Below are 12,098 nucleotides of genomic sequence, written 5' to 3' on the forward strand. Positions count from 1 at the left end.
CGCAACCCGCGAGAACCACGAACCCAACACCCCACCACCCGGCAACGACGCAGACACCGCCACGGGCTCACCGGCATCCACCGACCACCCCGCCACCACAGCAGCACGCTCCGCCACCGACAACACCGGCACCACACCCACCCGCACCGACGGCTCACCCACCACCGCCTCCAACACCCGCACAAACCGCGCCAGCAGGACTTCGGCGGCCTCGGTGTCGAACACGTCGGGGCGGTGGTCGAGCCGGAAGCGCATCGTGGGGCCGGGGACCGCCACGAGGGTCAGCGGGTAGTGGGAACCGTCGCTGGTGCTCTGGCCGGTGACGCGCACCGCGTCGGCCGGGGTCCGGGACGCGGACGCGGACGCGCCGACGTCGTGCGGGTAGTTCTCGAACACCACCATGGTGTCGAAGAGTTCGGGCAGCCCCGCCGCCTGCTGGATGTCGGTGAGTCCCAGATGCTGGTGGGGGAGCAGGTCGAGCTGGCTGCTCTGGAGCCGGCGCAGCAGGACCTCGACCGGTTCCGCCGCCCGTACGGGCACCCGTACCGGCACCGTGTTGATGAACAGGCCGACCATGTTCTCGACGCCGGGGATCTCCGGCGGCCGGCCCGAGACGGTGGCGCCGAAGACGACGTCGTCGCTGCCCAGGAGCCGGGAGAGCAGGATGGCCCAGGCGCCCTGGACCACGGTGTTGACGGTGACACCGAGTTCGCGCGAGCGTGCGGTGAGGCGTTCCGTCTGCGTGGCGGTGAGCGTGGTGAAGACGTGCTCGGGGACGGCGGCTCGGGCGTCCTCGGCGTCCGGTGCGACGAGGGACGGGTCCCGCAGACCGGCCAGGGCATCGGCCCAGGCCGCGACGGCCGCCTTGCGGTCCTGCTTGGCCAGCCAGCCCAGGAAGGTCCGGTACGGCGTCACCGGCGGCAGGGCACGGAGGTCGGCGCCGTTGCCGTAGAGCGTGAACAGCTCGTGCAGCAGGACGGAGAGGGACCATCCGTCGACCAGAAGGTGATGGAAGGTCAGGGAGAAGCGGTACTCCTGTTCTCCCGTACGCAGCAGGGTGAAGCGCACCAGCGGCGGGGCGGCGAGGTCGAAGCGGCGGGCGCGGTCCGCGTGCAGCAGTTCCTCGGCGCGGGCGGCGCGCGCGGCCGGGTCGGGCTCACCGGCCAGGTCGGCCTCGTGCCACGGCGTCGCCACGGACGACGGAACGATCTGGACCGGCTTGCTCAGCCCTTCGTGGCGGAAGCCCACCCGCAGGGAGGCGTGCCGGGCGAGCAGGGCGTCGGCGGCGGCCCGCAGGGCGTGGGCGTCGAGCGGTCCGCGGACGTCCAGAACGTGCTGGGAAACATAAATGTCGTCGGCCTTCGGATCGAAAAGGCCGTGGAATAGCAGACCTTCTTGAAGTGGCGTGAGCGGAAGTACGGCGTCCAGCCCGGTCTGCTTCACTCCCGCACCTCTCGTCGTCAATTCCATGCCCTGGGACGGTGGGCGCGATCATTCAACACGAGGCCTGTTGGCCTGTCACCGGATTAAGGCGACGCTGAATATCTCCCTGTATAGGAAGGGGAGTGCGGGACGGCCGGACCGCGGGGCCCGAGGCGGCTGGCCCGGGCGAACGGCGACCCACTGACGTACCGTGACGGACCGGATACGTACCGTTTCGTAAGGGTCCGCTTGAATGGCCCGAACGCTGTTGACTGGTTCACGACGCGCGGTCTATGTTCCCTCGCCATATGGAATTCTGTCGTACGCAGGGCGCTGTGTGCCTCGCTTTGGGGGAATGAATGTCCATGGCCGTCGTAGACTTTCCCAGTGTTACCGAAGCGATTCGCCGAAATGCGCTGGATCGCCCCACCGAAACAGCCGTCACCTTCGTGCGTGAGTTCGCCGCCGAAAAGGTCGACGAAAGCCTGACCTATGCGGAACTGGATGCGGAGGCCCGCAGGATCGCCGTCGGGCTGGCCGACCGGGCCGCCGTCGGGGACCGCGCCCTGCTGCTGTACCCGGAGGGCCTCCACTTCGCCGCCGCGTTCCTGGGCTGCCTGTACGCCGGGGTGATCGCCGTACCGGCGCCGCTGCCGGGGCAGTACCGCCACCAGCGCGAGCGGGTGACGGCCATCGCCCGCGACGCCGCGGTGGCCGCCGTGCTCACCGACTCCGCCGTCGAGGAGGACGTACGCCGGTGGGCCGGGGAGCAGGACGCCGTCCGGGCCGAGGTGCTCGTCACCGACGGGGAGGCACTGGCCGACAGCGACCCGGAGGCGTGGACGCCGCCGCCGCTCGACCACGAGACCCTGGCGCTGCTCCAGTACACCTCGGGATCCACGGGCGACCCCAAGGGCGTGATGGTCGGGCACGGCAACCTGCTGCACAACGTCGACAGCCTGAGCCGCGCCTTCGGCCTGGGCGCGCACACCCGCTTCGGCTCGTGGATCCCCCACTACCACGACATGGGCCTGATGGGGATCCTGCTGCCGCCGCTCCTGCTCGGCGGCTCCTGCACACTGATGTCGCCGACCACCTTCCTCAAGCGACCGCACTGGTGGCTGCGGATGGTCCACGAGTACGGCCTGCACTGGTCGGCGGGCCCGAACTTCGCCTACGAACTGTGCGCGCGGCAGGTCACCGACGCACAGCTCGCCGGTCTCGACCTGTCCGGCTGGACCTACGCGCCCAACGGCTCGGAACCCGTGCAGGCCGCCACGCTGGCCACCTTCGCCGAACGGTTCGCCCCCGCCGGGTTCCGCGCCGAGGCGCTGACTCCCTGCTACGGCATGGCCGAGGCCACGGTGTTCGTCTCCGGGGCCGGCGGCCGCGCCCCCGTGACGCACCGGGTGGAAGCGGGGGCACTGGAACGCCACGAGGTGGTGCCCGCCCGCCCGGACGCCCCGGCCCGGGCCCTGGTGGCCTGCGGGCCGGCCGACGACTACGAGGTGCGCGTCGTGTCCCCCGAGACCGGGGAGGTGCTGCCGCCGGGCCGGGTCGGCGAGATCTGGCTGAAGGGTGCCAGCGTCGCCCAGGGCTACTGGCAACGGCCCGACGCCACCCGGGCCACGTTCGCCGCCCGGACCGCGGGGGGCGAGGAGGGCTTCCTGCGCACGGGCGACCTCGGCCTGGTGCACGAGGGCGAGATCCATGTGACCGGCCGGATCAAGGAGACGCTGATCGTCCGCGGGCGGAACCTGTACCCGCAGGACGTCGAGCACGAACTGCGGGCCCACCACGACGACCTCCAGGGCCTGTTCGGTGCCGTGTTCACCGTTCCGCTGCCCGGCACGGACCGGTTGGACGAGGGCATCGTCGTCACCCACGAGGTGCGCGGCCGGCTCGGCGAGGACGTCCTCGCCAAGCTCGCCTCGGGCATCCGGGAGACCGTGGCCCGCGAGTTCGGCACCGGCGTGCACGCCGTGCTGCTGCTGCGGCGCGGCGGTGTCAGCCGCACCACCAGCGGCAAGATCCAGCGGGCCGCGATGCGCCGCGCCTACCTGGACGGCGAACTCGACGCCCTCCACGTGGACACCGCCGAACGGCGGCAGCGATGAGCGCCACCCCGGCCGTCGACGCCCTGGACCGCCGGCTCGGCACCCCCGGCGACGAACACCCCGCCTACCTGCCCTCCGCACTGACGGCACTGGACCGGCAGGAGGCCTTCCCGGCCGACGCCTGCCGGGTCCTGGACGACTTCGGCCTGGCCGCACACTACGTACCCGCCACGGCGGGCGGGCGGCTGCGCGACCACACCGAACTGCTCCAACTGCTGCGCACCGTGGCCCGGCGGGACCTGACCGTCGCCGTCGGCCACGGCAAGACGTTCCTCGGCGCGGCCTCGGTCTGGGTGGGCGGCACCCCCGAACAGGCCCGGCGGACCGGTGCGTCGATCACCGCCGGCAGCGTCGCCTCCTGGGGGCTGACCGAACGCGGGCACGGCAGCGACCTGCTCGCCGGGGAGGTCAGCGCCGTCCGGGACGCGGGCGGCTGGCGGCTGAACGGCGAGAAGTGGCTGATCAACAACGCCACCCGGGGCGACCTGGTGTGCGTCCTCGCCCGCACCTCGCCCGACGGCGGGCCGCGCGGCTTCAGCCTCTTCCTGGTCGACAAGCGGCAGCTGCCCGAGGGGGCCCACACCTGCCTGCCCAAGGTCCCCACCCACGGCATCCGCGGCGCCGACATCAGCGGCATCACCTTCCACAACGCCCGCCTCACGGACGACACCCTGGTCGGTGAGGTCGGAGCCGGTGTCGAGATCGTCCTCAAGGCACTCCAGATCACCAGGACCGTCTGCGCCGCGCTCTCCCTCGGCGCCGGCGACACCGCCGTACGCATCGCCGTGGACTACGCCCGCCACCGCTCCCTGTACGGCCGGACACTGGCCGAACTGCCCCGGGTGCGCCGCATCCTCGGGGAGATCAGCGCCGCGCAGCTCCTCGCGGAGGCGACCGGACTCGTCGCGAGCCGCAGCATCCACGCCCTGCCCGGCGAGATGAGCGTCATCTCCGCGATCACCAAGGCGCTCGTCCCCGACCTGGCCCAGCACATCATCGACCGCACGGCCGAACTGCTCGGCGTGCGCGGCTTCCTCAGCGAGCAGTACGCGGACGGGACCTTCGCCAAACTGGAACGCGACCACCGGGTGGTGGCGATCTTCGACGGCAACACGGCGGTCAACCGCAACGCCCTGATCGACCAGTTCCCGCTGCTCGCCACCCGCTACCGGCGCGCACGCACCCAACCGGCCGCCACCACCGCCACCACGGTCGTCACGGCCGCCACCGCAACCACGGCCGCCACCGCCGTCACGGCCGCCACCGCCGTCACGGCCGCCACCGCGCTCGGCCGGGACCTGGGCGACTTCTCCCCGCGGCACCTGTCCCTCATCTCCTCCGACGGCTGCTCCCTGGTGCAGTCGCTGCCCGAGGCGGCCGCCCGCATCACCGCCGAGGCCGACGCGGGCCGGCTGCCCCGCGAGACCGCCGTCCTCGCCGAGCTGATCCGGGCCGAGGCCGACGCCCTGCACGAGGAACTCGCCGCCCAGCGGCGCACCCCGCGGGACGTGCCCGCCGAGTCGTTCGCCCTCGCCGAGCGCTACGAGCTCTGCTACGCCGCCGCGGCCTGCCTGCGGCTGTGGCTGGACAACCCGTGGCCGGCCGGGCGTGCCGGTGAGATGCCCGCCGCCGCCCGCAACGGGCTCTGGCTCCAGGCCTGTCTGCGCCTGGTCCTGACCCGGCTCGGCCACCGGCTCGACGAGGCGGGCGCCACCGCCTATGACCGGCTGGCCGACCACGCCCTCGACGTGTCCGGCGCCACCTCGCTCACCACCCTGCTTCCCGGCCCGGCCTCCAGGAGCACCTCATGACCAGCCCGACCACCACGTCGGCGGCCACCGCCCTCCCGCACCGGGCCGACGCCGTCGAGCAGCACCTCGGCGACCCCCGCGACCCCGCCAACCCGCTCGGCTTCCGGCAGATCCTCGCCGCCGACGAGCGCGCCGAGATGTTCGCCGACGGCGAGCGCGCCCTCGACGCCTACGGGCTCGGCGCGGAGTTCGTCCCCCCGGAGTACGGCGGCCGGCTCACCCGCCTCGACGAACTCGTCGAGATCATGCGCTCCGTGTACCGCCGCGACCCCTGCCTGGGCCTCGGCTACGGCGCCAGCTCCTTCATCGCCGCCGTCAACATCTGGACCGCCGGGAGCGAGGAGCAGCGCCGGCACGTGGCCGGGCTGCTCCTCGACCACCGCAAGGTGTCCGTCGCCTACCACGAACTCGCCCACGGCAACGACATGATCGGCACCGAGTTCGAGGCCATGCCCGGCCCCGGCGGGCTGGTGCTCAACGGGCGCAAGGAGGTCGTCACCAACCTCCAGCGGTCCGACGCCGTCGTCATGTTCGCCCGCACCGACCGCGGGCCGGGCAGCCGCAGCCACTCCCAGCTCCTCGTGGACAAGGACCGCATCCCGGCCGGCCGCATGCGCTACCTGCCCCGCTTCGCCAGCTCCGGCATGCGCGGCGTCCAGCTCGGCGGCATCGAGTTCCACGACTGCCCACTGCCCGCCGACAGCGTCGTGGGCCGGCCCGGGCACGGTCTGGAGACCGCGCTGAAGTGCTTCCAGATCACCCGCACCACCCTCGTCGCCATGTTCCAGGGCATGCTGGACACCGGACTGCGCACCACCCTGCGCCACCTGTCCACGCGCACCCTGTACGGGCGGCCCGCCACCGAACTGCCCGAGGTGCGCTCCGTCCTCGCCGGCGTCCACGCCGACCTGCTGCTGTGCGACGCCTTCGCCACCGTCGGCACCCGCGCCCTGCACCTCCTGCCGGCCGAGACGCCCCTCTACGCCCAGGCCGTCAAGTACTTCATCTCCCGGGTCCTGATGGACGCCATGCACCGGCTGTCCACGCTCCTCGGCGCGCACTTCTACATCCGCGAGGGCGAACACGCGATCTTCCAGAAGCTGCTGCGCGACATCCAGCCCGCCGGCTTCGGCCACGCCGCCCGCGCCGCCTGCCAGATGTCCCTGCTGCCGCAACTGCCGCTGCTCGCCCGCCGCTCCTGGCCCGGGGTCGAGCCGGCCCCCGCCGACCTGTTCCGCCTCGACGCCGATCTGCCCCCGGTCCCCTTCGACCGGCTCACCGTCACCGCCGGCGGCCGCGAAAGCCTCAGCTCCTCCCTGGCCGCCGGACTCGACGCCGCCCCCGAACTCGCCACCGCACACCCGGTGATCGCCAAGGTCGGCGCCCACCTGCGGGACGATCTGCGCCGGCTGACCGCGGAGTGCGCGACACTGCCCCCGGTCGAGCTGTCCGTCGCCGCGGGCTCCGCCTCCTACGACCTCACCCACCGGTACGTGAACGTGCTCGTGGGCGCCGCCTGCGTCGAGCTGTGGCGGCACAACCGAGACCATCCGGACCCCTTCCTCGCGGACCCGGCCTGGCTCGCCGCCGTCCTCGCCCGGATCCCCCTGCACCCCGGCGTGCAACCGCCCCGGCTGCCCCACGACCTCGACCGGCGCCTGTACGGCGAGCTGATCGAGCGGTACGAGTCCGCGACGAGCCTCGGCCTGGTCCGCCGCCGGCTCGCCGAACCCCACCCCAAGGAGAAATGATCATGTCGAGTTCTGCCATCGAGAAGAGCGGCCCGGACCTCTCCGCCGACGAGCTGACCCTGTGGCTGCGCGAACGCATCGCCGCCCACCTGGCCATGTCCCCCGACGCGATAGACGTCGACGAGCCCCTGACCACGTACGGGCTGGACTCCATCTACGCCCTCACCGTCGTCGCCGAGATCGAGGACCACCTCGGTCTCAGCCTGGAGCCGACCGTCATGTGGGACCGGCCGACCGTCAGCGGCCTCCTCGAGGCCATCGCCGCCGAACGGCCGCTCGCCGCCTGACCGGCAGCGCGCGCCGCGGCCCGCGCGCACACCTCAGTCCGGGCACGTCAGTCCGGGCACGTCAGTCCGGGCACGTCAGTCCGGACACCTGGGTCCGGGCACCTCCGTCCGAACAACTGGCACCTCCGTCCGACGAGCGAACAGAACGTGGGTAGGTATTCCGTGTCCGAGCATGGGTCGGTCCGTCGAGCCGTTTCCGCTGCCCAGACGGGCGTATGGGTGGCACAGCAGTTGGCTCCCGACAGCCCGCTGTACAACTGCGCGACCTACTTCGACATCGCCGGACGCCTGCGCCCCGGCCTCCTCGCCGACGCGATCCGCCGCACCGTCGAGGAGACCGAGGCCCTGCGCGTACGGTTCTCCGAGGACGGCGGAGAACTGTGGCAGACGGTGGCACCGGCCGACGCCGACCCCCTGCACGTCGTCGACGTCAGTGCGGACCCCGATCCGGAGGCCGCCGCCCGGGCCTGGATGGACGCCGACCTGGCCACCCCCACCGACCCGCGCCACGACCCGCTGTACACCCACGCCCTGTTCGTCCTCGGCGCCGACCGGTCCCTGCTCTACTTCCGGCACCACCACATCGTCCTGGACGGCTACGGCCAGGCCGTGTACTGCCGGCGCCTCGCCCAGACCTACACCGCGCTCGCCGCCGGCCGGGACCCCGAACCCACCCGCTTCCGCCCCCTCGCCGAACTCCTCGACGAGGACCGCGCCTACCGGGCCTCGGCCCGGCACGAAGCCGACCGCGACCACTGGCATGCCGCCTTCGCCGACCTGCCCGAGCCCGCCTCCCTCACCGACCGCACCGCTGCGCCGGCACCCCGCGCGCTGCGCCGCACCGTCGTCCTGCCCGCCGACCGCGCCGCCCGGCTGACCACCGCGGGCCGCTGGTCGAGCGTGCTGCTCGCCGCCGTGGCCGCCTACACCCACCGCCTCACCGGCTCCGACGACGTGGTGCTCGGCCTGCCCACCCTCGCCCGCACCAGCGCGGCCGCCCTGACCACCCCGGCGATGTTCGCCAACGAGGTGCCCCTGCGGCTCCCGGTGACCGGCACCACCACCTTCACCGAACTCGTCGGCCGCACCACCGAGCGCGTCATGGACGCCCTGCGCCACCAGCGCCACCGCGGCGAGGACCTGCACCGCGACCTGAACCTGTCCGGCGGCAGCGGCGGCCTGCACTCCGTCACCGTCAACGCCATGTCCTTCGGACAGGAGATCTCCTTCGCCGGCCTGCCCACCGGCATGCACCCGCTGTGGACCGGGCCCGTCAAGGACCTGTCCGTGGTCTCCTTCGGCGACCCGGCCGCCTCCGACCACGGCATACGCCTGGAGTTCGACGCCAACCCCGCCCTCTACACCGAGGCCGAACTCGCCGCCCACCAGGACCGGTTCGTCGCCTTCCTCGAAACCGCCGCCACCGACCCCGACCGGCCCGTCGGCGCCACCGACCTGCTCGGCCCGGCCGAACGCGAGCGGATCCTCACCGCGTGGAACGACACCACCGGCCCGGTGCCCGACCGGTCCCTGCCCCGGCTCTTCGAGGAACGCGCCCTGCGCATCCCCGACGCCGTCGCCCTCGTCCACGGCGGCACCCGCCTCACCTACGGCGAACTCAACTCCCGGGCCAACCAGCTCGCCCGCCTCCTCGTCCAGCGCGGCATCGGCCCCGAGCAGTACGTCGCCGTCTTCCTGCCCCGCTCCGCCGAACTGGTCGTCGCCCTCCTCGCCGTCCTCAAGACCGGCGCCGCCTACCTGCCCGTCGACCCCGAGTACCCGGCCGACCGCATCGCCTACGTCCTCGACGACGCACGGCCCGCCCTCGCCCTCACCCACAGCAGCCTCGACGCCCGGCTCCCCGGCTCCACGGTGCCCCGGCTCCTGCTCGACCGGTCCCGGACCGGCGCCCTGCCGGCCACCGACCTCCACCCCCGCGAACGCACCGCGCCGGTCCACCCCGACCACCCCGCCTACGCGATCTACACCTCCGGATCCACCGGCCGGCCCAAGGGCGTGGTCGTCCCACGCGGCGCCCTCGACAACTTCCTCGCCGCGATGAACGACCGCCTCGGCGTCACCGAGGACGACCGCCTGCTAGCCGTCACCACCGTCGGGTTCGACATCGCCGCCCTGGAGCTGTACCTGCCGCTGCTCACCGGCGCCACCGTCGTCCTCGCCGACCGGGACGAGGTGCGCGACCCCGAGGCCCTGCGGGCCCTCGCCGACCGGGAGCACGTCACCGTCCTCCAGGCCACCCCGAGCCTGTGGCGGGCCCTCACCGACGGCGACCGGGACCACCTGCGCTCCGTGCGCGTCCTCGTCGGCGGCGAGGCCCTGCCCGCCGACCTGGCCCAGCGCCTGGCGGCCACCACCGCCTCGGTCACCAACCTGTACGGGCCCACCGAGACCACCGTCTGGTCCACGGCCTCCACCGTCACCGCCGACACCCCCGTCACCATCGGCCGGCCCGTCCTCAACACCCGCGTCCACGTCCTCGACCGCGCGCTGCGCCCGGTCCCCGCAGGCGCCCCGGGCGAGCTGTACATCGCCGGCGCCGGACTGGCTCGCGGCTACCACGGCCGCCCCGCACTCACCGGCGAACGCTTCGTCGCCGATCCCTTCGGCCCGCCCGGCACCCGCATGTACCGCACCGGAGACGTGGTGCGCTGGACGGCCGACGGCGCCCTGGAGTACCAGCGCCGCGCCGACGACCAGGTCAAGCTGCGCGGGTTCCGCATCGAACTCGGCGAGATCGAGTCCGTACTGACCCGCCACCCCGCGCTCTCCCACAGCGCCGTCGTCGTCCGCGAGGACCGACCGGGAGACCACCGGCTCGTCGCCTACGTCGTCCCCGCCCCTCACGCCCCCGACGACGACCGGCCCGACACCGCCGCCCTGCGCGCCCACCTCGCCGCCACGCTGCCCGACTACATGGTCCCGGCCGCCTTCGTCGAGCTGCCCGCCCTGCCGCTCACGCCCAACGGCAAACTGGACCGCAAGGCCCTGCCCGCCCCCGCCCGCACGACGTCCGACGCCGCACGCCGCGCCCCCGGCACCCCGGCCGAGGAAACCCTGTGCGCCCTGTTCGCCGACATCCTCGCCGTGCCCGAAGCCGGCGTCGACGACGACTTCTTCGTCACCGGCGGCGACAGCATCATGGCCGTCCGGCTCGTCGCCCGGGCCCGGCAGGCCGGGCTGCGCATCACCGCGAGCGACGTCTTCCGCCACCGCACCGTCGCCGCCCTCGCCGCCCTCGCGACGACCGCCGAGGACACCGCCCCGGCCGAGGGCACAGCTCTGCGCACCGGCCCGACGAACGCCGAGATCGCCGAGGTCAGGGCGGCGGCACCGGATACCGAAGACGTCCTGGCCCTCTCCTCGCTCCAGGAAGGCCTCTTCTTCCACAACCGCTACGACACCACGGCGCTCGACTACTACAACGCGCAGACCGTCCTCACCCTCGACGGCCCCCTCGACCCGTCGGCCCTGCGCGCCGCCGCCGACACCGTGCTCGCCCGCCACGCCGTGCTGCGCAGCGGCTTTTGCCAGACCGGCACCGGCCGCGTCCTCGCCACCGTCGCCACCGCGGCCACCGCACCCTGGCACCAGACCGACCTCACCCACCTGGACGACCCCGCGGCCACCGCCGCCTGGGAGGAACTCCTCGACCGGGACCGCTGGACCCGCTTCGACCTCTCCGCACCGCCCCTGATCCGCTTCACCCTCGCCAGAACGGCCCCCGACCGCTGGCGACTCGCCCTGACCAACCACCACATCGTCCTCGACGGCTGGTCCCTGCCCCTCGTCGTCCAGGACCTCCTCGCCGCCTACGCCCACCGCGCCGCCGACGGCCCGGCACCGGCGGCAGCACCGGAGCCGGCCCGCCCCTACCGCCACTACCTCGACTGGCTCGGCACCCGCGACCACGACACCGCCCTCGCCGCCTGGACCGCCGCACTCGACGGCACGGAGGACCCCACCCGGCTCGGCACCGAAACGCCGGGCACCGCCCCCCAGCCCCAGCAGCGACTGCGCTTCTCCCTTCCCGACCGGGCCGGCAACGCCCTCACCCGCGCCGCACGCCGCGCGGGCGTCACGACCAACACCCTGGTCCAAGCCGCCTGGGCGATCATGCTCGCCCGCCTGACCGGACACGACGACGTGGTGTTCGGCGTCACCGTCGCGGGCCGCCCCGCCGACCTCCCCGGCGCCGAGACCATGGTGGGCCTCTTCGTCAACACCCTTCCCCTGCGCGCCACTCTGCGCCCCGACGAGACCGTCGCCGCGTTCGTGCGCCGCCTCCAGGACGAGCAGGCCGAACTGGTCGACCACCAGCACGTCGACCTCGCGGAACTCCAGCGCCGCGTCGGGGTGGGCGAACTCTTCGACACCCTCACGGTGTTCGAGAACTTCCCCCTCGACCACGCCGCCATCAACGCCCACGCAAACCGGTCCGGCATCACCCTGGGCGACGCCGAGATCCGCGGCGGCACCCACTACGCCCTGGGCCTCGCCGCCCTGCCCGCCCCCTCCGGCACGGGCCTCGACTTCCGCCTGGACTACCGCCCGGACCTCGTCGCCCCGGAGTACGCCGACGCCGTTGTCGCCCGCTTCGTGCGGGTGTTGGAGGCGGTGGTGGCCGATCCGCAGGTGCGGGTCGGCGGGATCGGGGTGCTGGAGGAGGGCGAGCGGGAGCGGGTCCTGGAG

6 protein-coding genes are annotated in these 12,098 nt (G+C 73.4%); 5 read left to right on the forward strand and 1 reads right to left on the reverse strand.

Features of this window, described 5'->3' with window-relative positions:
- Positions 1 to 1,443: condensation domain-containing protein (locus tag IE94_RS0133275; protein WP_030191897.1), on the reverse strand; the 1,443-nt coding region annotated here is incomplete at its 3' end.
- Between the two features lie 344 nt (positions 1,444 to 1,787).
- Here IE94_RS0133275 and IE94_RS0133280 point away from each other — a divergent pair.
- The 5 genes from IE94_RS0133280 to IE94_RS0133300 form a co-directional block, all read left to right on the forward strand.
- The gene (locus IE94_RS0133280) at positions 1,788 to 3,539 is read left to right on the forward strand and encodes a fatty acyl-AMP ligase (protein WP_063829765.1); all 1,752 of its coding nucleotides are present in this window, start codon (positions 1,788 to 1,790) and stop codon (positions 3,537 to 3,539) included.
- Complete coding sequence (locus IE94_RS41635) at positions 3,536 to 5,350, forward strand: acyl-CoA dehydrogenase family protein (RefSeq protein ID WP_051777848.1); 1,815 nt, start codon at positions 3,536 to 3,538, stop codon at positions 5,348 to 5,350. The genes IE94_RS0133280 and IE94_RS41635 overlap by 4 nt, the downstream gene beginning before the upstream one ends.
- Positions 5,347 to 7,101, forward strand: a complete 1,755-nt coding sequence (locus IE94_RS0133290; RefSeq protein WP_037924418.1) for an acyl-CoA dehydrogenase family protein — start codon at positions 5,347 to 5,349, stop codon at positions 7,099 to 7,101. The genes IE94_RS41635 and IE94_RS0133290 overlap by 4 nt, the downstream gene beginning before the upstream one ends.
- A gap of 2 nt (positions 7,102 to 7,103) precedes the next feature.
- The gene (locus tag IE94_RS0133295; RefSeq protein ID WP_051777850.1) at positions 7,104 to 7,388 is read left to right on the forward strand and encodes an acyl carrier protein; all 285 of its coding nucleotides are present in this window, start codon (positions 7,104 to 7,106) and stop codon (positions 7,386 to 7,388) included.
- Positions 7,389 to 7,550: 162 nt separating this feature from the next.
- Positions 7,551 to 12,098: non-ribosomal peptide synthetase (locus tag IE94_RS0133300; protein ID WP_030191913.1), on the forward strand; the 4,548-nt coding region annotated here is incomplete at its 3' end.

The sequence above is a fragment of the Streptomyces violaceorubidus genome, assembly GCF_000717995.1.
GTDB lineage: Bacteria > Actinomycetota > Actinomycetes > Streptomycetales > Streptomycetaceae > Streptomyces > Streptomyces violaceorubidus.

Coding starts and splice junctions, on each gene's coding strand:
- IE94_RS0133290 (WP_037924418.1), top strand. CDS start 5,347: ATGACCAGCCCGACCACCACGTCGGCGGCCACCGCCCTCCCGCACCGG.
- IE94_RS41635 (WP_051777848.1), top strand. CDS start 3,536: ATGAGCGCCACCCCGGCCGTCGACGCCCTGGACCGCCGGCTCGGCACC.
- IE94_RS0133280 (WP_063829765.1), top strand. CDS start 1,788: ATGGCCGTCGTAGACTTTCCCAGTGTTACCGAAGCGATTCGCCGAAAT.
- IE94_RS0133295 (WP_051777850.1), top strand. CDS start 7,104: ATGTCGAGTTCTGCCATCGAGAAGAGCGGCCCGGACCTCTCCGCCGAC.